The organism is Streptomyces sp. NPDC048197, from assembly GCF_043202395.1.
Classification (GTDB): domain Bacteria; phylum Actinomycetota; class Actinomycetes; order Streptomycetales; family Streptomycetaceae; genus Streptomyces; species Streptomyces siderophoricus.
In genome coordinates this window covers 44481-65627 of the sequence record NZ_JBIDAJ010000010.1, presented here as the reverse complement: position 1 = coordinate 65627, position 21147 = coordinate 44481, and the positions used below count along the sequence as shown (strand labels likewise).

Genomic DNA, 21147 nt, shown 5'->3' with positions numbered 1-21147 from the left:
CAGATGGCCATGCCACTCCGTCAGTCCATCCGGGTCGGGACCTATCTTTTTGAACAGAAGATGATCCGGCGGCGCGAGAAGTTCCCCCTCATCGTCGAGCTGGAACCGCTCTTCGCATGCAATCTGAAGTGTGAGGGCTGCGGAAAGATCCAGCATCCGGCCGGGGTGCTCAAGCAGCGGATGCCGGTGGCCCAGGCGGTCGGCGCGGTGCTGGAGTCCGGCGCCCCGATGGTCTCCATCGCCGGCGGAGAACCCCTGATGCACCCGCAGATCGACGAGATCGTGCGGCAGTTGGTGGCCAAGCGGAAATATGTGTTCCTGTGCACCAACGCCATGTTGCTGCGCAAGAAGATGGACGAGTTCACGCCCTCGCCCTATTTCGCGTTCGCGGTGCACATCGACGGAATGCGCGAACGGCACGACGAATCCGTCGCCAAGGAAGGCGTGTTCGACGAGGCGGTCGCGGCGATCAAGGAAGCCAAGCGGCGCGGATTCCGGGTCACCACCAACTCCACCTTCTTCAACACCGACACCCCGCAGACCGTCATCGAGGTCCTCAACTTCCTCAACGACGACCTCCAGGTCGACGAGATGATGCTGTCGCCCGCCTACGCCTACGAGAAGGCCCCCGACCAGGAACACTTCCTCGGCGTCGAGCAGACCCGGGAACTGTTCCGCAAGGCGTTCGCCGGCGGCAACCGGCGCCGCTGGCGGCTCAACCACAGCCCGCTCTTCCTGGACTTCCTGGAGGGCAAGGCGGACTTCCCGTGCACGGCCTGGGCGATCCCCAACTACTCGCTGTTCGGCTGGCAGCGCCCCTGCTACCTGATGAGCGATGGATACGTGCCGACGTACCGGGAACTCATCGAAGAGACGGACTGGGACAAATACGGCCGCGGCAAGGACCCGCGCTGCGCCAACTGCATGGCGCACTGCGGCTACGAACCCACCGCCGTCCTCGCCACCATGGGCTCCCTCAAGGAATCCCTCCGGGCGGCCAAGGAGACCGTCGCCGGAAACCGCGGCTGACCGTCGTGTCCGGGGGAGCCCGCCGCGGCGGGCTCCCCCCGCCACGGCCGCCGAACGACCCGAGGGGGACCGAACATGACGATGCTGGAACACCTCACCGGACCGCGTGACCTCAAGGCGGTCCCCGCCGACCGCCTGCCCCAACTCGCCGAGGAGATCCGGCACTTCCTGGTCCACGCGGTGTCCCGCACCGGTGGCCATCTGGGCCCCAACCTGGGCGTGGTCGAGCTGACCATGGCCCTGCACCGGGTCTTCGACTCGCCCGCCGACCGCATCCTGTGGGACACCGGCCACCAGTCCTACGTCCACAAGCTGCTCACCGGCCGTCAGGACTTCTCCAAGCTGCGGGCCAAGGGCGGTCTGTCGGGCTACCCTTCGCGGGCGGAGTCGGCGCACGACGTCATCGAGAACAGCCACGCCTCGACGGTGCTGGGCTGGGCGGACGGTCTGGCCAAGGCCAACCAGGTGCGCGGGAAGAAGGACCATGTCGTCGCGGTCATCGGCGACGGCGCGCTGACCGGCGGCATGGCCTGGGAGGCGCTGAACAACATCGCGGCCGCCAAGGACCGCCCGCTGGTCATCGTCGTCAACGACAACGAGCGCTCCTACGCGCCGACCATCGGCGGGCTGGCCAACCACCTCGCCACCCTGCGCACCACCGACGGCTACGAGCGTTTCCTGGCCCGCGGCAAGGACCTGCTGGAGCGCACCCCGGTCGTCGGCAAACCGCTCTACGGCACGCTGCACGGTGCCAAGAAGGGCCTGAAGGACTTCATCGCGCCGCAGGGCATGTTCGAGGACCTGGGCCTGAAGTACCTCGGCCCGATCGACGGGCACGACATCGAGGCCGTCGAATCGGCGCTGCGCCGCGCGTCCGGATTCCACGGCCCGGTCCTGGTGCACTGCCTGACGGAGAAGGGCCGCGGTTACCGGCCCGCCCTGGAGGACGAGGCCGACCACTTCCACACCGTCGGCGTGATGGACCCGCTGACCTGCGCGCCGGTCGCCCCGCCCGGCGCACCGTCCTGGACGTCCGTCTTCGGCGACGAAATGGTCCGCATCGGCGCGGAACGCGAGGACGTCGTCGCCCTCACGGCGGCGATGCTGCAGCCGGTCGGCCTGCAGAAGTTCGCCGAGGCGTTCCCGGACCGGGTGTGGGACGTGGGCATCGCCGAGCAGCACGCGGCCGTCTCCGCGGCGGGCCTGGCCACCGGCGGCCTGCACCCGGTCTTCGCGGTCTACGCCACCTTCCTCAACCGCGCCTTCGACCAGATCCTGATGGACGTCGCGCTGCACAAGTGCGGTGTGACCTTCGTCCTGGACCGGGCCGGCGTCACCGGCACCGACGGCGCCTCCCACAACGGCATGTGGGACCTGTCGGTGCTCGGCGTCGTCCCCGGCCTGCGGATCGCCGCCCCGCGCGACGCCGACCAGCTCCGCGCCCAGCTGCGGGAGGCCCTCGACGTGGACGACGCACCGACCGTGCTGCGCTTCCCCAAGGAATCGGTGGACGACCCGATCCCGGCCGTGGACCGGATCGGCGGGGTGGACGTCCTGCACCGGGCACCGCACCCGGACGTCCTCCTGGTCGCGGTCGGCGTGATGGCACCGGTCTGCCTGCGGGTCGCCGAGCTGCTCGCGGCGCGCGGCGTGGACGCGACGGTCATCGACCCGCGCTGGGTCAAGCCGGTCGACCCGGCCGTCGCCGAACTCGCCGCCGACCACGCGCTGGTGGCCGTGGTCGAGGACAACAGCCGTACCGGTGGCGTCGGCTGGGCGGTCGGCCAGGCGCTGCGGGACGCGGACGTCGACGTACCGCTGCGCACCTTCGGCATCCCCGAGCAGTTCCTGCCGCACGCCAAGCGGGCCGAGCTGCTGGCCGACCTGGGCCTGACCCCGGCCGAGATCGCCGGCCGGATCAGCGCCGCGCTGGCCCGTAAGGAGACCGTCTCATGACCGGATTCGACCTGACGCGGCTGCTCGCGGAGCGCGGCGGCGAGCGGTACGACCTGCACGCCCGCCATCTGAACCACCAGCTGCCGCGGATGCTGCACACCATCGGCTTCGACAAGGTCTACGAGCGGGCCGAGGGCGCGTACTTCTGGGACGCCGAAGGCCAGGACTACCTCGACATGCTCGCCGGCTTCGGGGTGATGGGCCTGGGCCGGCACCACCCCGTCGTACGGAAGGCGCTGCACGACGTCCTCGACGCCCAGCTGCCCGACCTCACCCGCTTCGACTGCCAGCCGCTGCCCGGCCTGCTCGCCGAGCAGCTGCTCGGCCACGCCGCCCACCTCGACCGGGTCTTCTTCGGCAACAGCGGCACCGAGGCCGTGGAGACCGCGCTGAAATTCGCGCGGTACGCGACCGGGAGGCCGCGGATCCTGTACTGCACCCACGCCTTCCACGGCCTGACGACCGGCTCCCTCTCCGTCAACGGCGAGGACGGCTTCCGCGACGGCTTCGCGCCGCTGCTGCCCGACACCGCCGTGCCGCTCGGTGATCTCGACGCCCTGGCACGGGAGTTGACGAAGGGCGACGTCGCCGCGCTGATCGTCGAGCCGATCCAGGGCAAGGGCGTGCACGAGGCGCCGCCCGGCTATCTGCGGGCCGCGCAGGACCTCCTGCACCGGCACAAGGCCCTGCTGATCGCCGACGAGGTGCAGACCGGCCTCGGCCGCACCGGTGACTTCTTCGCCTACCAGCACGAGGACGGCGTGGCACCGGACCTGGTGTGCGTGGCCAAGGCACTGTCCGGCGGCTACGTCCCGGTCGGCGCGACCCTCGGCAAGGACTGGATCTTCAAAAAGGTCTACTCGTCCATGGACCGCGTACTGGTGCACTCCGCCAGCTTCGGCTCCAACGCCCAGGCGATGGCCGCCGGTCTGGCGGTCCTCGCGGTGATGGAGGACGAGCAGACCGTCGCGCACGCCCGGCACACCGGCGATCTGCTCCGCGGCCGGCTCGCCGAGCTGATCCCGAAGTACGAGCTGCTGCACGACGTGCGGGGCCGCGGCCTGATGATCGGCATCGAGTTCGGCCGGCCCTCCTCGCTCGGGCTGCGCAGCCGCTGGACGATGCTGCAGGCGGCCCGCAAGGGGCTGTTCGCGCAGATGGTCGTGGTGCCGCTGCTGCAGCGGCACCGCATCCTCACCCAGGTCTCCGGCGACCACCTGGAGGTCATTAAGCTGATCCCGCCGCTGATCATCGGCGAGCGGGAGGTGGACCGGTTCGTCGGCGCCTTCACGGCCGTCATGGACGACGCGCACGGCGGCGGCAACCTGATGTGGGACTTCGGGCGGACGCTGGTCAAACAGGCGGTCGCCCACCGCTGACAGCTCTGGGGGGACGCGATGCCGGACGGGACGACGGTGCGGTCCGTGAACGGCATGACGGCACGCTGGGCGCGGGAGGCGGTGGGACCGGCCGGCACGGTCCTCACCGCGGCCGGTGTCTGGCCGCTGCTCGCGCTGCTCGCGGGCCCCTCGGCGGGCCCGGCCCGTACGGAGCTGGCCGAGGCGCTCGGCACCGACCCGGAGCGGGCGCCGGCCGAGGGCCGCTCGCTGCTCGCGGCGCTGGACGAGGCCGACGGCGTGGGTGCCGCGGCCGCGCTGTGGGCCCGGCGCACGCTGTCACTGCGCCCCGAGTGGCGGGAGGGTCTGGCGCCGGGCACGCTCGGCGAGCTGACCGGCGCCGCGGCGGCGGACCAGGAGGCGCTGGACGTCTGGGCGCGGCGCCACACCGACGGGATGGTCGAGCGGATGCCGGTCGAGGTGACCCCCGACCTGCTGCTCGTGCTGGCCAGTGCGCTGCTGGTGCGGACGACCTGGATGGAACCCTTCGGGGAGCACCCGCTGCGGCTCACCGAAGGCCCCTGGGCGGGGCGCGAGGTGACCGCGCTGAGCCGCTCCGGGGCGGCGGCCGCGCAGGTCCGGGTGCACGGCACCCCGGCCGGCCCGCTGACCGCCGTACGCGTCGAGGGCGACAACGGCCTGGACGTCCACCTGCTGCTCGGCGGGTCCGGGGTGCCGGGCGGTGAGGTGCTGGGACACGGCGTCGAGGCGCTGGCCGGGCGGTACCCGGCGGTGTCCGGTGCCGCGCTCACCGACGGCGCCGGGCCGGGGCTGCGGGTGACGACGGTGCCGAGCTACGACGGGGTGCCGCGGCTGGACCTCACGACCGTGCGGTTCACCGTCGACGCCGCACACGACCTGCTCAAGCGGCCGGAGCTGTTCGGGCTGACCGCCGCGGCGGATACCTCCCGCGGGCACTTCCCGGGCATCAGCGACCACCCGCTCGCGGTGTCGGCCGCCCGGCAGCAGGCCACCGCGACCTTCGGCGCGCTCGGTTTCCGGGCGGCGGCCGTCACGGTCATGCCGGTCGCCGCGGGGTCCGTGCCGCCGCCCCCGCCGTACCAGGCGCTGCGGATCACGGCCCGCTTCGACCGGCCCTTCGGGTTCCTCGCCGTGCACCGGGCGTCGGGGCTGGTGCTGACGGCGGGCTGGGTCGCCGAACCCCAGGGCGCTCCGGTCAGTCGGTGAGCAGCGCCTCGCGCAGCCGCTCGCGGGTCTCGGGGGCCAGCTTCAGGCCCTCGGACAGGTACTTCTCCGTCGAGCCCCAGGTCCGCTCGATCGCGTCATAGGCGGCTGCGAGGTAGTCGGTGTGCGCGCCGAACAGCGGCGAGAGCAGCTCCATGACCTCCGGCGACATCCCGACCGCGGAGTTGTCGGAGCGGCGGATCTTGTAGCGGCGGTGCGGGTCGTTGGACTTGAGGTAGTCGGCCTCGATGGCGTCCCGCTCCACCCCGACCGCCAGCAGGGTCACGGCCACGGACAGGCCGGCCCGGTCCTTGCCCGCCGCACAGTGCATCAGCGCGGGGACGCTGTCCTCGGCCAGCGCGTGCAGCACCCGGCTGTGGTCCTCGGTGCGGGTGGTGATGATGTGCCGGTAGGTGGCGGCCATCCGGGCCGCGGCCTTGCCGTCGCCGAGCGCGGTGCGCAGTTGCTCCAGCTCGCCGTCGCGGACCATCGTCCAGAACTCGGCGCCGTCGGCCGGGTCGGTCAGCGGGATGTTCACGTTGCGCACGCCGGGGAGCGGGACGTCGGGGCCCTCCAGCTTGATGTCCGAGGCATTGCGGAAGTCGAAGACGGTGTGCAGCCCGAGGCCGGCCAGGAACGCCGTGTCCTCCGCCGTGGCGTGGGCGAGGTGTCCGCTGCGGAACAGTCTGCCCTCCCGTACGCGACGCCCGTCCACGGTCGGCAGCCCGCCCACGTCGCGGAAGTTGCGGACCTCCGCGAGCTCCGGCTGGGCCTGCGGGACCTGCGGCGTCTGCTGCGTCACGGGCGCTCCTCTGGGTCGGTCGCCGACGCTGCTCGTCGACGAGGCGGGGCAGTCCCGACGATACGACATTGATGCAATAGGAAATCAGGCCGCAATCGGAGTGCCGCAGGGCGCGAGGAAGCGCTCAAGAAGCAACCCATGACCGATTCTTATTCCAACTTGAGCAGAATTTGACCTGGTGGCATTAATCACGCCTCGTCAACCCCTGGTTACGGTGGCGTAGGTCACTTCTCAAGGTGAAGTATGTCCTGACGTGGCAGACGATTCGAAGAACATCAGCAGCGGCGCCACGAGCGCTGCAGATGAGTCGAAAGACCTCATCACCGGCGCCACAGGTGCCATCGGGTCGTACGCAGCCGTCGGGGACAGCTTCACAGAGGGGGTCGGGGATCCCGGCCCTGACGGGGTGTACATCGGTTGGGCGGACCGCCTCGCGGTCCTGCTCTCGGACCAGCAGGCGGAGGGTGCCTTCCGCTACGCCAACCTCGCCATCAGGGGGCGGCTGCTGGACCAGATCGTCGAGGAACAGGTGCCGCGGGCCAAGGAGCTGGCCCCCGACCTGGTGACGTTCTGTGCCGGCGGCAACGACATCCTCCGGCCGGGTTCCGACCCGGACGCGGTCGCCGAGCGCTACGAGGCGGCGGTGGCCGAGCTGCGCGCCTCGGTCGGCACGGTCCTGCTCTGCACCGGCTTCGACACCCGCGGGGTCCCGGTGCTCGGTCTCCTGCGCGGGAAGATCGCCACCTACACGGCGCACGTCCGGGCCATCGCGGACCGGCACGGCTGCCCGGTGCTCGACCTGTGGTCGCTGAAGTCCGTACAGGACCGGCGGGCCTGGAGCGAGGACCGGCTGCACCTGTCGGCCGACGGCCACACCCGTGTGGCGCTGCGCGCCGCCCAGGTGCTCGGCCTGCCGGTGCCGGCCGACCCGGACCAGCCGTGGCCGCCGGAGGCGGAGCGGTCGGCCGCCGAGGCGCGGCGGAACAACATCCACTGGGCGCGGGAGCATCTGGTGCCGTGGATCGGGCGCCGGCTGCGTGGCGAGTCCTCCGGCGACCACGTCGAGCCCAAGCGGCCCGACCTGCTGCCGCTCTGAACCATTGACGAAGGCCCCGTCCGCCGACGGCGGAACGGGGCCTTCAGTGCGCCGGAGCGCTGGAGTACGGCAGGTCCGCCCAGACCACCCGGCCCCGCCCGCTGTCGTCCGGGCGCGAGCCCCAGCTGTCGGAGAGCGCGCCGACCAGGAACAGCCCCCGGCCGCACTCCTGGTCCGGACTGCCCGGCTGGATCTGCGGCGCCGAGCCCCCGGGGTCGCCCTCGTCCGTGATCTCTATGCGTATGTGCGCGCCGATGAGGGCGATTTCACAGCCGACCTTCTCGCTGCCGGTGTGCCGCACGGCATTGGTGAACAGCTCGGAGACCACCAACTCCACGTCGTCGCGGACTTGTTGAGCCGCGCCCCACTCGGCGAGCAGCGTCTGGACGCGTCTGCGCGCCTCGGGGACGGACGTGCGTCGCGCCGGCAAGTGGAACGCGTCCTGCGGGTGCTGGGCGACGAAGCCGCCGCAGCGCCCTAACGAGGGAGCGTTGTTGGAGGAAGCCACGCCGTAACTATGTGCGATGTCGGTCACCGATGGCAAGGATCACTCTGCAATTTGCAGAATCGTCAGTGCAGTCTGTTCGTCCTGATGACGGCATGACACACTGCTGAACACTGAAGTCAGTTGGAGGCGATCGGACGTGGCGGACCCACGGTCGGCAGGCGCACCGACCGTCCTGCGGGTGGTGCTCGGCAAGCGACTGCAGGACCTGCGCGAGAAGGCGGGACTCTCCTACGAGCAGGCCGCCACGGCGCTCGACGTGACCCACGCCACCGTCCGGCGGATGGAGAAGGCCGAGGTCGGGCTCAAACTCCCCTACGTCGAAAAGCTGTTGGCGACCTACGGCGTCACCGACGAGGAGGAGATCGAGGGCTTCCTGAGCCTGGCCCGCGAGGCCAACAAGCCAGGCTGGTGGCACCGCTTCCGGGACGTCCTCCCCGAGTGGTTCAGCGCCTTCGTCAGCCTGGAGGGCGAGGCCAACCTCATCCGCGCCTACCAACCGCACTACGTCCCCGGACTGCTGCAGACCGAGGACTACGCCACCGCCGTGCTCCGTGCCGGGATGCCGCACGCCTCCGGCGCGGAGATCGACCGCATCGTCGCCCTGCGCAGGGAACGGCAGTCCCTGCTGACCCGCGACAACGCGCCGATGCTCTGGGTGGTCATGGACGAGACCGTCCTGCGGCGTCCGATCGGCGGGCCCAAGGTGATGCGCGACCAGATCACCCGGCTCATGGAGGCCACCGCGCTGCCGAACGTCCGGCTGCAGGTGATGCCCTTCGCCGCCGGCCCGCACCCCGCCATGTACGGACCCTTCCACATCTTCCGTTTCCCGATCCCGGAACTCCCGGACATCGCCTACACGGAAAGCCTCGTCGGAGCCGTGTACTTCGACCAGCGCAACGACGTTTCGCAGTACCTGGAGGCCCTGGACCGGATGTGTGCGCAGGCCGCGCCGGCACACACCACCGAGGCCATTCTGGGTGGCTTTCGCAAGGAGATCTGAACCCCCCATGGATCGCATACGCATCTACAACGGCATGCCCGCCAAAGAACTGGGCACAGAGGGCTGGCACAAACCGTGGAGCGGCGGAAACGGTGGCGAGTGCGTCGAGGCCATGCGGCTGGGGGACGGCCGGATCGCCCTGCGCCAGTCCACCGACCCGGACGGCCCGGCGCTGATCTACACCCACCGCGAAATGGTCAGCTTCATCGAGGGCGCCAAGGCCGGCCACGCCGACTTCCTGCTCACCGCGGCACCGGCCGGCCGGTGCACCGAGCGGAGGTCGGCATGAGCGGGCAGCAACTCCCGCCGGGACGCCCGGACTTCGAGGCTGCGGACTTCGAGATTCCGGACTCCGGGCTCCCGGACTTCGGGCCGTACCCGCCCGGCCCCGAGCACACCGGCTTCACCGCCGAGGAGATCGACACCAGCCGGCCGCACCCGGCCCGGATGTACGACTACTACCTCGGCGGCTGGGACAACTACGAGGTCGACCGGGTGGCCGCCGAGCGCGTCATCGAGGTCCACCCCCAGGTACGGCTCAGCGCCCGCGCCAACCGCGCCTTCCTGCGGCGCGCGGTGCGCACCGTCGTCGACGCCGGCGTCCGCCAGCTCATCGACCTCGGCACCGGCATCCCGACCTCGCCCAACACCCACGAGGTGGCCCGCGAGGCCGCGCCCGACTGCCGGGTCGTCTACGTCGACAACGACCCGATCGTCGCCACCCACGCCGGGGCCCGGCTCACCAACGCGGCGCAGACCGGCTTCGTGCTCGGCGACGTCCGCGACCCCAAGGCGGTCCTGGACCATCCCGTGGTCCGGGAGCTGATCGACTTCGACGAACCCGTGGCGCTGCTGCTCGTCGCCGTCCTGCACTTCCTGCGGGACGCCGAGGACCCGGCCGGCGTGATCGCCACCCTCGCCGAGGCGCTTCCCGCCGGCAGCCACCTCGTCCTGACGCACGCCACCGACGAACCCTACGAGGGCTACCCGGGCGGCCGGACCGACGAGGTCGCCCGGGCGGGCGTGGAGGACGTCTACAAGAGCGCCACCGCCAGCCTCAACCTGCGCTCCAAGGCCGGCATCGAGCCGCTCTTCGGGCCGTTCACCCTCCTCGACCCGGGCGTGGTCCGCGTCCCGCTGTGGCGGCCGGACGGACCGGTACCCGACGCCGAGGAACTGAACAACACCGTCTTCTACGGCGGGGTCGGCCGCAAGGACTGACCGGCCGGCTCGGCCGCCGGCGCGGGCTCGGGGACGACACCGCGCAGGCCCTCCGGCCCGATGAGGGCGGTGTGGGTGCCCGGCGAGGTGCACGCGTACGCCCCCGCGACCGCGCCCAGGCGTGCGCAGTCCGCCAGTTGCCGGCCCGCCAGCAGGCCGTGCAGGAAGCCGCAGACGAAGGCGTCGCCGGCCCCGTTGCTGTCCACGACGGGGCCCGGCGGCACCGCGGCCGGCACCGGCCGCGGGCTCCGGTCGTCGGGCGTGAGCAGATACGCGCCGCCGGCGCCGGCCGTCGCCACGACCGCCCGGGCCCGCCCCTGCCGCAGGATCTCCCGCATCACCTGCCCGATCCGCTCGCCCGCCCCCGCCGTGCTCAGGAACACCAGGTCCGAGCGGAAGGCGAACTCCCGGTGATGGTCCGTCAGACCGTCCCAGTCGTGCAGATCGGTGGAGACCGGAAGGCCGAGCGCCTCGATGTCGTCGTAGAGGAAGCGGGCGAAGTGGGTGATCGACAGATGCACGTGCCGGGCCCGGCGCAGCACCGGCAGATAGTGCTCCGGCGGCATCCGCAGATCGAGCGGGTCACGCCCGTCGTAGAAGGACATCCGGCGGCCGTCGGGGGCGACGAGGTTGACCGCGCGCCGGGTGCCGTGCCGTGAGACCAGCGGGCGGAAGTCCACACCGGTGCCGGCCAGCCGCTCGCGGACCAGGGCCCCGGGCGGGTCGTCACCGATGAAGTCCACGAATCCGGTGGTCAGTCCGAGCGCCGCGCAGCCCAGCGCGACACCGGTTCCGGTGTGGCCGGCCCATTCCCTGATGGGCGCGACCGGATGGGAATCGGCCGGCGGCACGGGCAGCGCGCCGACCGGCACGATGGTGTCCACCCCCGACCCGCCCACCACGAGTACGTCATATGCGTCATACGGCTCGGATACCTGCTGGAATGTCACAAGCGTCCCTGCATCCCTTGCTGGTGAGACGAATCCCTTGCTGGTGAGACCGTTTGCGGACCAGGTGCGCCCGCTGCCGGGAGTCTAGACGCAGCCCCGCCCGAAATCGGGATGTCAGGGACAGCGGTGGCACGAGGGGGGAAACGACGCGCAAGACGCTCCGCAGGCGCACCGAAAACCGGCTGCACCGCCGGCTGCCCGCGCGCCACGCTGAGGCATGACGTGGACCACGACCCGGAACCCGGAGGCGTTCGAGACGGCCGCGGGGGAGTTCCTGCGCGGCCGGCCGGCCGGCCACACGGTGCTGCTCTCGGCGGCCTCCGCCCTGCGGACGATCGGCCCCGACGCGTACGGGGACGATGCCCCGGTGTACGGATGGTGGCGGCCGGACGGAGGGCGGGAGGCCGCGGCCGCGTTCCTGTGGACCCCGCCGCGGCCGGTCGTGCTCTCACCGATGCCGGACGACGCGGCGGCCGCGCTGGCCGACGTACTGGCGCGTGAGCGGCCCCGGCCGGCCGGGGTGAACGGCGCTCGGCCCGCAGCCGAGGCGTTCGCCGCCGCCTGGCAACAACGGCACGGCGGCACGGTCCGCACCGCCGCCCGGCACCGCCTCTACCGGCTCGCGGAACTGACGCCTCCGCGCCCCGCGCCGCCCGGCGCCGCCCGCCCCGCGACGCCCGCGGACCGGGGTCTGCTGCTCGACCGGTTCGCGGCCTTCGCCGCCGAGATCGGCGGTCCGCCGCCGCGCGACGCGCGTGCGCTCGACGAGCGGATCGCGGACGGCCGCTGTCTGCTGTGGGAGTACCGGGGCCGCCCGGTCTCGCTGGCCTGCTTCACGCGGACGCTGGCCGGGATGGCCCGGGTCGCCCCCGTGCACACCCCGCCCGAGCTGCGCGGACGCGGTTTCGGCGGGGCGGTCACCGCAGCGGTGTCGGCCGCCGCACGGTCCTTCGGGGCCCGGGAGGTGGTGTTGTTCGCCGATCTCGCCAACGCCACCAGTAATGCGCTCTACCGGAGACTCGGGTACCGGACGGTGGAGGATCATGCCGTACTGGTATTCGACGCCGGGGAGATGGTCGGTCACGGAATGTGAGGGGCGGTCGGGGCGTTGAGGTGGAGGTGCGAAGTGGGCGGGGCGCCGGCGGAACCCACCGGTCCCGTGGCCCGTTCACTTCGCGACCGCCCCGACCATGGAGGTGCCGTGCCCGGTTCCCGATCCCGCCGTACCCGACTGTCCGCGCTGCGTCCCGCGAGCTTCGGCGCCCGGCCCACGGGCGAGCGGCTGGCCCGGATACGCAGGTCGCCGCAGTTCGTGGACGGCCAGTTCCGCAACCCGGTGCAGACCCGGCAGCTGCTCGACGGCTCCGCGCTGCCGATGGCGCGCACTCAGCTGAACCGCGAGGGGCGGCTGCGCCGGGCCCCGGTCGGCCGGATCCCGGTGGTCCGCCCGACGGCGGATCTCGCCGTTCCGCCCGCGTCCGGGCTGCGGCTGACGTGGCTGGGGCATTCGACCGTACTGGCCGAGATCGACGGCCGGCGGGTGCTCTTCGACCCGGTGTGGGGGGAGCGCTGTTCGCCGTTCACCTGGGCGGGCCCGAAGCGGATGCACCCGATGCCGGTCGAGCTGGCCGAGCTGGACCCGGTCGACGCCGTGGTGATCTCCCACGACCACTACGACCACCTCGACATGCCCACGATCCAGGCGCTGATCCGCACCGGGGCGGTCTTCGTCGTCCCGCTGGGCGTCGGCGCCGACCTGGAATTCTGGGGCGTGCCCGCGGAGCGGATCACCGAGCTGGACTGGCACGAGGCCACCCGCGTCGGCGACCTCACCCTCACCGCCACCCCGGCCCAGCACTTCTGCGGCCGCGGACTGCGCGGTCCACAGCACACCCTCTGGGCCTCCTGGGTCGTCGCCGGCCCCGGCCACCGCATCTTCCACAGCGGCGACACCGGCTACTTCCCCGGCTTCGCGGAGATCGGCGCGGCGCACGGCCCGTTCGACGCGACGATGATCCAGATCGGCGCCTACAGCGAGTTCTGGCCCGACATTCACATGCGCCCCGACCAGGGGGTCCAATCCCACCTGGACCTCCAGGGCGGCGCTGTGGCCGGCGTCCTGCTGCCGATCCACTGGGGCACCTTCAACCTCGCCCCGCACCCGTGGGCCGAGCCGGCCGAATGGACGCTGAGCGCCGGCCGGAAGGCCGGGGTGACCACCGTCCACCCCAGGCCGGGCGAGCCGTTCGAGCCGGCCGAGCCGCCGGCCGGCTATCCCTGGTGGCGGGCGATCGCGGTGCCGCCGGTCCACGGCTGGCCGGCCTGGCCGCCGGTGGCGCCCCCGGCCGTGGAGGCCGATCTCGCGGCGGACCGCTGAGCGGGCGGTCTGCGGCACCGGGCGCCGGTCAGTCCGCGCGTCCGGTCGCCGCCACCGTCACCCCGAGGCCGATCATCGCGAAGCCGCCCGCGCCGCCGATCATCGACAGCCGGCGCTCGGACCGGGCGAACCAGGCGCGGGCCGCCGAGGCGGTGAGCCCCCACACCGTGTCCGTGATCAGGCCGATGCCGATCGGCACCAGGCCCAGCACGAGCATCTGGGCGGGCAGCCCGCCCGCCGCGTGGTCCACGAACTGGGGGAGTACGGCCGCGAAGAAGACGATTCCCTTGGGGTTGGTGCAGCCGACGAGCACGCCGTCGGCGACCGTCCGCAGATCGCCGCGGGCCCGCGGCCCGGCCGGCTGCACGGCGGTGAGCTTCATGTCCTTGCGGTGCCGGAACGCCTGCACGCCGAGGAGGACGAGGTAGGCCGCCCCGGCCAGCTTCACGGCCAGGAACACCGCGGCGGACCGCTCGACCAGCGCCCCGAGACCGAACGCCACGGCGGCCACCAGCAGGTACGAGCCGAGCACATTGCCCAGGACCGTGGCCAGCGCGGTACGGCGGCCGTGCGCCAGGGCCCGGCCGATCACGAAGAGCACGCTCGGCCCCGGAATCACGATCACCAACAGCGACATCACCGCGAACGCCAACAGCCGGTCGGCCGACACCATATTCCTCACCTCGGCGGCCATTGAACCAGCCGGGCCCGGCCCCGCACGAGGCCCGGAGCCCTCGAAGGTCCCGCGCTACTCGGCCGCTTCCTTCGGCGGGCTCATCCAGATCGCGGTGTCGCAGACGTTGAGAAGAGCGCGCCGGCCGGACTCGTCCCGGGCGGGTATGGACCACTGCTCGCGGTCGTGCGGTGCGGCCACCGTCGCCTCCACATTGCTGACCATGCACTCGCCGGTCGGGTTGCCGGGCTCGGAATCCTTGTAGCGCAGGCCCGTCGTCACCGTGCCGCCGGCCCGCAGGTCGATGGGCGGCGGGACCGAACCGCGCCCCTTGCCGTCGGCCAGCGGCCCCTTGCCGACGTGCACCTCGAAGAACGGATAGCCGCCGAAGACGCACGGCCGGGACGTTTTGTTGACGATCGTCAGACGGGCGTCCCGGTGCTTGCTGTGCGCCGGCTTCTTGAGCACGGTGAGCTTCCACCGCAGGCCCTTGGTGGTGCAGTTGGCGTGCAACGCCGCCATCCGCTGTGAACCGCAGCCGGTCAGGCCGAGACCGGCGGAGACGGTCAGTACGAGCGCGGCCGATGTCGCCGCGAGAAGTGAACGCCGCCGCACGGCTCCCCCATTCCTCACGAATTCGTTCCCTGCCGTGTAAGGAGGCGTTTGACGCGCGGTCGGTTGCCCGGAACCGCGGTGCTCGTGAGGAAGATCTCTCCGGCGGCGGCGTACTCCGTCCCGTCAGGGCGGCTTTCTCAGCGGGTCTTGAACGACTTGCGGAGGGCGGCCCGGTCCTCCCAGGAATCCGCCGCCGGCCCCTTGGTCATGTCGGTGAAGAAGCTGTCGTGCCGGAGGAAGAAGTCGGCGCGTTCCTGGTCGGTCATGCCCGCCACCTCGGCGAGGCCCTCGAAATACCCCTCGCGTGCCGCGCCGGGAGCGAACAGCATCAGGAATTCGGCCGGTTCACCGGAGATGTTCCCGAACGAGTGCACCCCGCCCGGAGGAATGTACAGGTAATCGCCCCGCGACGCGTCGAACCAGCGCTCGCCGTCGAAGACGTGTATCTCCCCCGACAGCACGTAGAACGACTCGGACATCGTTTTGTGGAAGTGCGGACCGGTGCCGCCCACCGCCGGCCCCATGCGGTTCTGGTACAGCCCGAAGAGCCCGTCCGTCGTCAGCCGGGTCGACAGGTAGTGGTAGGCGTTGCCGCCGGGCGCGGTGTAGTCCGGCGGAGTGCCGGCCGGCCGGAAGGTCGCGCTGATCTCACCCTCGTCGTGCGGGTAGCGGATCTCGGGGTAGTCGGGTGACAAGTTGCACCAGCCGGTGTTCCGGCGCGCCGCCGGACCGCTCAAGCCGTGGGAGGTGTGTGTCCGGGAATACCGTGTCCGCCATGGTGCGTGCCGGTGGGCCTCAGGCCGCTCGACCGGATCGGCCCGCGGGTCCGGGCCGGTCGCTGGCCCCGCTTCTCGCGGTCTGTGCGGGCTACTTCATGGTCATCCTGGACGTGACCGTGATCAACGTCGCCGTCCCGGTGGTGGGGCGGGAGCTGTCCGCCTCGCTCACCGGCATCCAGTGGATCACGGACGGCTACACCCTGGTCTTCGCCGGTCTGCTGCTCACCGGCGGCGCGCTGGGGGACCGGCTGGGCAACCGCCGGATCTTCTGCACCGGGGTGGTGGTGTTCACCGTCGCCTCGGCCGGCTGCGGGCTGGCCCGCAGCGCCGGGTTCCTGGTCGCCGCCCGGCTGTGTGAAGGACTCGGCGCGGCGCTGATCGTGCCCGGCTCCCTCGCGCTCCTCCAACAGGCCTATCCCTCACCTGCCGCCCGCTCCCGGGCCTTCGGCCTCTGGGGTTCCATGGCCGGCATCGCCGCCTCCGCCGGCCCGCTCCTCGGCGGTCTGCTGGTGACCACCGTGGGCTGGCGCTGGGTGTTCTTCATCAACCTGCCCGTCGGATGCGTCTGCCTGGTTCTGACACTGCGTCATGTGGCGGTGTCGGCGCGGAGTGCGGACCGTCCCCTCGACTGGCCGGCGCAGTGCGCGCTGATCGCGACGGTGGCCCTGCTGACCGCCGTCCTCAACGAGGCGGGACGACGCGGCTGGACGGACCCCCTGATCCTCACCGGGGCCGGCCTGTGCCTGCTGGCAGCCGCCGGATTCGTGCTGCGCGAACGCCTCGCCCGCACCCCCGTGCTGCCCCTGCGACTGCTGCGCTCCCGCCCGATGAGCGGGGCGGCGGCCATCGGCCTGCTGTTCAACTTCGCCTTCTACGGCATGATCTTCACCGCCAGCCTCTCCTTCCAGCACCACCGCGGTCTGACCGCACTGCGCACCGGGCTCGCCCTCTTCCCGGCCGTGGCCATGACGATGTTCGCCTCCGTCCTGTCCGGGCGACTGGCACGCCGCACCGGACACCGGCCGCTCGTGGTGACCGGCATGCTCCTGGGATCGGCGGGACTGGCCGGCTGGGCCGCCGCGGGACCGGACCCGGACTACGCCTTGCTGGTGGCGCCGATGATGGCGGCGGGCTTCGGCACGTCCTTCGCCCTCACCGGATCAACGGCCACCGTGATGTCGGCCGCCCCCGACACCTACGCCGGTACCGCCTCCGCCCTGTTCAACACCACCCGCCAGGTCGGCAGCGCCGCGGGCGTCGCGCTGGGCGGCTCCCTGCTGGCCGGCACCGCCGGCTTCACCACCGGCCTGCGGATCAGCATGGCCATCGGCGCAGCGGCGTACCTGACGGCCGCCAGCCTCGCTCTCTTCTGCATCCCCCGGCCGACACCGTCCCGGGCTCCCGGCGGCGCAGGGCCGGGTGCTCGCGGCGGGGCTCACGCGTAGCGCCGCCTCGCCGCGGTGAGGGTGACGGCGTAGAGGCTGAGGACCGCGGCGAGGAGTGCGTAGTACAGCGGTGGCGGGGCGGACATGTCCAGGGTGGCGGCCAGGGGGGACAGGGGGAGCAGGAGGCCGACGACGGCGAGGGCGGTGACGGCGAGGTGGACCGGGCCGATCGCGCGGTGTCCGGGGGCGGGCCGGCCGGTGCGCAGCAGCAGCATCATCATGGCCTGGGTCAGCAGGTTCTCGGTGAACCAGCCGGCGTGGAACACCGCCGGGCCGCCGGCGCCGCCCGTGAGGTGCACGGCGAGCGCCAGCACCCCGAAGGTGGCCAGGTCCGCGGCGGCGTTGAGGAGGCCGAAGGCCGTGATGTGGCGGAGCACGGCCCGCGGCCGCAGCACGGCCGGGCTGCGGACCGCGGCGGGCGCGGGCCGGTCGTAGGCGTAGGCGAGCTGGGCCGCGTCGAAGCAGAGGTTCTGCACCAGGACCTGGGCGGGCAGCATCGGCAGGAACGGCAGCAGCAGGCCGGCGGCGAGCATCGCGAGGACGTTGCCCAGATTGGAGGAGAGCGTGATCCGCAGATAGGCGGCGATGGTGCCGCTGCTGTGGCGGCCGGCGGTGAGCGCACGGTCGAGGGCGGTCAGGTCCTTGTCGGCCAGGACGACGTCGGCGCCCTCGCGGGCCACGGCCACCGCTCCCCGGGGACAGATGCCCACGTCGGCGGTGAGCAGCGCCGGCAGGTCGTTCACGCCGTCACCGAGGAAACCGGTGGTCCGGCCGCTCTCGCGCAGCGCGGCCACGATCCGGGCCTTGTCCTGGGCGGTGCAGCGCGCCACGACGGTGGCCCGCTCGACGGCCGCGGCGAGCGCCGGCCCGCCGACCGGCCCGAGCTGATCGGCCGTCAGCACCTCGCCCGGCTCCAGACCGAGATCGCGGCAGGCCCGGGCGGCCGTGCCCGGGTGGTCGCCGGTGAGCACCTTCACCGCCACCCCGCGCCGGGCGAGGCCGGCGAGCGCGGCCCCGGCGGTGGGGGCGAGTGCGTCGCGGAGGGCGACCCAGCCGAGGAAGGTGAGCCCCCGCACGTCCCGTTCGCCGTACGGGCCGGAACGGGCGGGGCGTTCGGCGTGCGCGACGGCGAGCAGCCGCAAGCCCCCGGCCGCCTCGGTGGCCGCGAGGTCGAGCAGCCGCCGGCGTCCCCCCTCGGTCAGTTCGGCCTCCGTACCGTCCAGCCGGACGCGTGCGCAGCGGCCCAGGACGTCCTCGACGGCGCCCTTGACGACGAGGGTGTGCCGGCCGTACGTCCCCGGGCGGCGGACGACGGCGGTGGCGATCCGGTGGGCCGGGTCGAACGGCAGCGCCGCGATCCCGTCGTAGCCGAGCGGATCCGCGCCGTACGCCGCCGAGGCGTCGAGGACCGCCTCGTCGAGGGAGTCCGGGGCGGGCAGTTCGGCCAGTTCCAGGGTCCAGAAGCTGCCCACCGACGCCCAGTTGAGCACGTCCGGATCGTCGGCTCCCCGGGCGTTCACGGACCGCGTCACGACCGGCCGGTCCTGGGTCAGGGTGCCGGTCTTGTCCAGGCACAGCAGGTCGATCGCCCCCAGGTCGTGCAGGGCCGGGAGCCGTTTGACGATCACGCCGCCGGTGCGGGCGAGCGCCGAGGCACCGCGCGCCAGCGTCGCCGTCACGATCACCGGCAGCATCTCCGGGGTGAGGCCCACCGCCACCGCGATCGCGAACGGCAGCGTTTCCAGCCCCCGTCCGCGCAGCGCGGCGTTCGCCATCAGCACCAGCGGCGGGGTCAGCAGCATGAAGCGGATCAGCGTCCAGGCGATGCCGTGCACCGAACGGTCGAAGGCGCTCTCCGACCGCCGCCGGGCCGGGCCGCGGTGCGCCGCGGCGAACCGGGTGTCCGCGCCGGTGGCGACGACCAGGGCCGTTGCGCTCCCGGAGGCCACGCTGCTGCCCTGGAAGCAGAGGTGGGGCGGCTCGGGATCCTCGTCGTCCGCATCGGGCGGCGCGTCGAGGGCGTACTTCGGCACCGGCGCGGACTCGCCGGTCAGCGCGGCCTGGTGCACGGTCAGCCCGCTGGCGCGCAGCAGCCGGACATCCGCCGGCACCAGGTCGCCGGGCCCGAGCCGGACCACGTCCCCGACGACGAGCTGGTCGACGGGGAGTTCGCGGACCACCGGCGCCGCGCCGGCGTCCGCGCGGCGCTGTACGGACGCGGTGGTGGCGACCAGTTCGCGCAGCCCGGCCATCGCCCGGCCGGCCTGGTGCTCGCCGCCCGACCGCAGCAGACAGCTCACCACGACCAGCACCATGATCACGCAGGCGGTGCCCCACGAGGCGACGGCCGCCGACACCAGCCCGAGACAGAGCAGCACCGCGGTGAACGGATCGCGCAGACTGCCGAGGAAGCGCCGCGGCCAGGAGACCGGCCGCCGGCCGGGGGCGACGTTCTCGCCGTCCCGGACCAGGCGTTCCTCGGCCTGCTCCGCGGTCAGTCCGCGCGGCCCGGCCGCCAGCCGGCGCAGCAGCTCCAGCGTCGTCAGCCGGGCCGGATCCGCGCTGCCGTGGCCGGAACCCGGAGCGTCGTTGGCGGGTGTGCCGGCCGCCCGCACGGGAGGGGGGCCGCCGCCCGGTGTCGCGGTGGTCTCGGGCACGTGGCCTCAGGCACCGAAGGACCGCAGGTCCGCCGCGGCGCCCGCGGACCGTCCGCCACGTCGCGCGTCCAGCCGGTCGAACAACAGGCGCACCACCGCCACGACATCGGGGTCGTCGACGAAGTACACGACCCGGCGGCCCTCCCGGCGCGAGCGCACCAGACCGGCGAGCTTCAGCTTCGTCAGATGCTGGCTGACCGCCGGCAGCGCCCCGCCGATCCGCTCCGCGAGCCCGCTCACATCGCGTTCGCCCTGCGTCAGCGCCCACACGATGTGCAGCCGCGGGGGAGCGGCCAGCAGTCCGAACACCGCGGCCGCCTCGCCCAGCACCTCGGCGGACGGGTCGTCCACCGCGCCGCCGTCACCCTTGCCGCGTCCGACCACTGCCGTCTCCGTCCCCCTGGTGGGACGCCGTTCCCGTCCCGACCGGGTCAGTGTAGGTGCCGCCGGTCAGGGGGCCGCGGCGACCTGGTACGCCCACCCGCGGTCCCGCTCACGGCCGGGGTGCCGGGCCGCGGGCCGACAGACGGTGGCCGACGATGCCTGCCACCAGCAACCCCGCGACCATGGTGACCAGGGACAGCGCGGCACCCGACGACCAGTCGACCTCGGAGGCGCGCACCCCGAGGACGACGGCTACGGCGAGCGCGATACCGGGGAGGGCGAGCAGCGCCGGGCGGGTCCGCGTCAGGTCGTCCTCGGCCAGTGCCCCGAGGACGCCGACGCCGAGGGCGGCCCCCCAGACACCGAGCGCCTGGGCGTCGGGCCGGTTCACCGCCCACGGCACGAAGTCCGCCCAGAACCGCGGCTCGACCAGCAGGCCCGTACCGATGCCGAACCACGCCGAGCCGAGCACCGCCAGGAACGGCTTCGACCACCCCGGCAGCGGGGCGAGGCGGGCCGCCGGCGGCCGGGCGGGCTTCAGGTACTGCCGGACGAGAGCGGCGAGCGCACACACGGCGAGCACCCCGAGCACCGCGACCCAGCCGAGGCTGAACAGCACCAGGACCACCGGACCGCCCGCGGCCGCCTGCAGCCCGCCCGCATGGAGCAGGCTCACGGCGAACAGACCGACGAGCACCACGGCGAGCGGCAGGACCAGCGTGCGGACCTCCTCCCAGACCCGTGCCCGGCCGACGCCGAACAGCCCCGGCGCCACACCGGCCATCGCCGCGCCGACCAGCGCGGGGCTCAGCGGCCGGCCGACTTCCAGGCGCTGAACACCTGCCCGGCGAGACCGGCCACCGCGAGCAGCGCCCCGACCAGGAGGCTGATCACGCCGACGGTGTACGCGAGCATCGTCACACCCACGGTCAGCGCACGGCCCTCGCCCGCCACGACTGACGGCCCGTCACCGGACCGCACCGCCTCCGCGGCCCGGATGGCTTCGGCGGTGCCGGACGCGTCCGGTCCCTCAGGCATCTGCGCTCCGTCTCCTTCTCCGGACCGTCCCT

Annotated in this window: 21 protein-coding genes; 11 read left to right on the top strand and 10 right to left on the bottom strand. The window is 72.8% G+C overall.

Going from position 1 to position 21147, the window contains the following annotated elements:
* The first annotated feature begins 3 nt into the window (after positions 1 to 3).
* From hpnH to ACGF4C_RS15990, 4 genes are all read left to right on the top strand, one after another.
* Positions 4 to 1029, top strand: coding sequence for an adenosyl-hopene transferase HpnH (gene hpnH / locus ACGF4C_RS16005; protein WP_030417106.1), 1026 nt, complete (start codon positions 4 to 6; stop codon positions 1027 to 1029).
* Positions 1030 to 1104: 75 nt separating this feature from the next.
* Positions 1105 to 2985 (top strand): 1-deoxy-D-xylulose-5-phosphate synthase, encoded by a 1881-nt coding sequence (dxs, locus tag ACGF4C_RS16000; protein WP_393566693.1) that lies wholly within the window; start codon positions 1105 to 1107, stop codon positions 2983 to 2985.
* On the top strand, positions 2982 to 4364 hold the full coding sequence (locus ACGF4C_RS15995; protein WP_393566691.1) for an aspartate aminotransferase family protein: 1383 nt from the start codon (positions 2982 to 2984) through the stop codon (positions 4362 to 4364). The genes dxs and ACGF4C_RS15995 overlap by 4 nt, the downstream gene beginning before the upstream one ends.
* A gap of 54 nt (positions 4365 to 4418) precedes the next feature.
* Positions 4419 to 5570, top strand: a complete 1152-nt coding sequence (locus ACGF4C_RS15990) for a serpin family protein (RefSeq protein WP_393566935.1) — start codon at positions 4419 to 4421, stop codon at positions 5568 to 5570.
* Here ACGF4C_RS15990 and ACGF4C_RS15985 read toward each other — a convergent pair.
* Complete coding sequence (locus tag ACGF4C_RS15985) at positions 5560 to 6369, bottom strand: tyrosine-protein phosphatase (protein WP_393566690.1); 810 nt, start codon at positions 6367 to 6369, stop codon at positions 5560 to 5562. The two genes, ACGF4C_RS15990 and ACGF4C_RS15985, sit on opposite strands and share 11 nt — an antisense overlap.
* 319 nt (positions 6370 to 6688) lie before the next feature.
* On the opposite strand from ACGF4C_RS15985, the gene ACGF4C_RS15980 reads away from it, so the two are divergent.
* Entirely contained in the window at positions 6689 to 7465 is a 777-nt protein-coding gene (locus ACGF4C_RS15980) for an SGNH/GDSL hydrolase family protein (RefSeq protein ID WP_393566933.1), read from the top strand.
* A 43-nt stretch (positions 7466 to 7508) separates the two neighbouring features.
* On the opposite strand, the gene ACGF4C_RS15975 is transcribed toward ACGF4C_RS15980, so the two are convergent.
* Positions 7509 to 8000 carry an ATP-binding protein gene (locus tag ACGF4C_RS15975; protein WP_393566688.1) on the bottom strand — a complete coding sequence of 164 codons (492 nt, stop codon included), beginning with the start codon at positions 7998 to 8000 and terminating at the stop codon, positions 7509 to 7511.
* A 109-nt stretch (positions 8001 to 8109) separates the two neighbouring features.
* Here ACGF4C_RS15975 and ACGF4C_RS15970 point away from each other — a divergent pair, with 109 nt between their 5' ends.
* Genes ACGF4C_RS15970 through ACGF4C_RS15960 form a run of 3 tightly spaced genes read left to right on the top strand, consistent with a single transcriptional unit; the run spans position 8110 to position 10197 of the window.
* Positions 8110 to 8976 carry a helix-turn-helix transcriptional regulator gene (locus ACGF4C_RS15970; protein WP_030415680.1) on the top strand — a complete coding sequence of 289 codons (867 nt, stop codon included), beginning with the start codon at positions 8110 to 8112 and terminating at the stop codon, positions 8974 to 8976.
* A 7-nt stretch (positions 8977 to 8983) separates the two neighbouring features.
* Positions 8984 to 9265 carry a DUF397 domain-containing protein gene (locus ACGF4C_RS15965; protein ID WP_393566686.1) on the top strand — a complete coding sequence of 94 codons (282 nt, stop codon included), beginning with the start codon at positions 8984 to 8986 and terminating at the stop codon, positions 9263 to 9265.
* Complete coding sequence (locus ACGF4C_RS15960) at positions 9262 to 10197, top strand: SAM-dependent methyltransferase (RefSeq protein WP_393566684.1); 936 nt, start codon at positions 9262 to 9264, stop codon at positions 10195 to 10197. Before ACGF4C_RS15965 ends, ACGF4C_RS15960 begins: the two co-directional genes overlap by 4 nt.
* On the opposite strand, the gene ACGF4C_RS15955 is transcribed toward ACGF4C_RS15960, so the two are convergent.
* On the bottom strand, positions 10170 to 11147 hold the full coding sequence (locus ACGF4C_RS15955; protein WP_393566682.1) for a carbohydrate kinase family protein: 978 nt from the start codon (positions 11145 to 11147) through the stop codon (positions 10170 to 10172). The two genes, ACGF4C_RS15960 and ACGF4C_RS15955, sit on opposite strands and share 28 nt — an antisense overlap.
* A gap of 217 nt (positions 11148 to 11364) precedes the next feature.
* On the opposite strand from ACGF4C_RS15955, the gene ACGF4C_RS15950 reads away from it, so the two are divergent.
* Both ACGF4C_RS15950 and ACGF4C_RS15945 read left to right on the top strand, forming a co-directional pair.
* The gene (locus tag ACGF4C_RS15950) at positions 11365 to 12240 is read left to right on the top strand and encodes a GNAT family N-acetyltransferase (protein ID WP_393566680.1); all 876 of its coding nucleotides are present in this window, start codon (positions 11365 to 11367) and stop codon (positions 12238 to 12240) included.
* 108 nt (positions 12241 to 12348) lie between these two features.
* Complete coding sequence (locus tag ACGF4C_RS15945) at positions 12349 to 13524, top strand: MBL fold metallo-hydrolase (RefSeq protein WP_393566678.1); 1176 nt, start codon at positions 12349 to 12351, stop codon at positions 13522 to 13524.
* Positions 13525 to 13552: 28 nt separating this feature from the next.
* Here ACGF4C_RS15945 and ACGF4C_RS15940 read toward each other — a convergent pair whose 3' ends face one another.
* From ACGF4C_RS15940 to ACGF4C_RS15930, 3 genes are all read right to left on the bottom strand, one after another.
* A complete protein-coding gene (locus ACGF4C_RS15940; protein ID WP_393566677.1) occupies positions 13553 to 14197 on the bottom strand; it encodes a LysE family translocator in 645 nt (214 codons plus the stop codon).
* Between the two features lie 75 nt (positions 14198 to 14272).
* Positions 14273 to 14830: a DUF4232 domain-containing protein gene (locus ACGF4C_RS15935; RefSeq protein ID WP_393566675.1), complete on the bottom strand. Its 558-nt coding sequence runs from the start codon at positions 14828 to 14830 to the stop codon at positions 14273 to 14275.
* 119 nt (positions 14831 to 14949) lie between these two features.
* Complete coding sequence (locus ACGF4C_RS15930) at positions 14950 to 15507, bottom strand: cupin domain-containing protein (RefSeq protein WP_393566674.1); 558 nt, start codon at positions 15505 to 15507, stop codon at positions 14950 to 14952.
* Between the two features lie 80 nt (positions 15508 to 15587).
* Between ACGF4C_RS15930 and ACGF4C_RS15925 the strand changes: the two genes are divergently transcribed.
* Positions 15588 to 17036: an MFS transporter gene (locus ACGF4C_RS15925; RefSeq protein ID WP_393566672.1), complete on the top strand. Its 1449-nt coding sequence runs from the start codon at positions 15588 to 15590 to the stop codon at positions 17034 to 17036.
* On the opposite strand, the gene mgtA is transcribed toward ACGF4C_RS15925, so the two are convergent.
* From mgtA to ACGF4C_RS15905, 4 genes are all read right to left on the bottom strand, one after another.
* Entirely contained in the window at positions 17027 to 19693 is a 2667-nt protein-coding gene (gene mgtA, locus ACGF4C_RS15920) for a magnesium-translocating P-type ATPase (protein ID WP_393566671.1), read from the bottom strand. The genes ACGF4C_RS15925 and mgtA overlap by 10 nt on opposite strands.
* Before the next feature lie 6 nt (positions 19694 to 19699).
* Positions 19700 to 20077 carry an ArsR/SmtB family transcription factor gene (locus tag ACGF4C_RS15915; protein ID WP_393566669.1) on the bottom strand — a complete coding sequence of 126 codons (378 nt, stop codon included), beginning with the start codon at positions 20075 to 20077 and terminating at the stop codon, positions 19700 to 19702.
* Between the two features lie 109 nt (positions 20078 to 20186).
* The gene (locus tag ACGF4C_RS15910) at positions 20187 to 20861 is read right to left on the bottom strand and encodes a hypothetical protein (RefSeq protein ID WP_393566668.1); all 675 of its coding nucleotides are present in this window, start codon (positions 20859 to 20861) and stop codon (positions 20187 to 20189) included.
* 23 nt (positions 20862 to 20884) lie between these two features.
* Complete coding sequence (locus tag ACGF4C_RS15905; RefSeq protein WP_393566667.1) at positions 20885 to 21115, bottom strand: hypothetical protein; 231 nt, start codon at positions 21113 to 21115, stop codon at positions 20885 to 20887.
* Positions 21116 to 21147 lie beyond the last annotated feature (32 nt).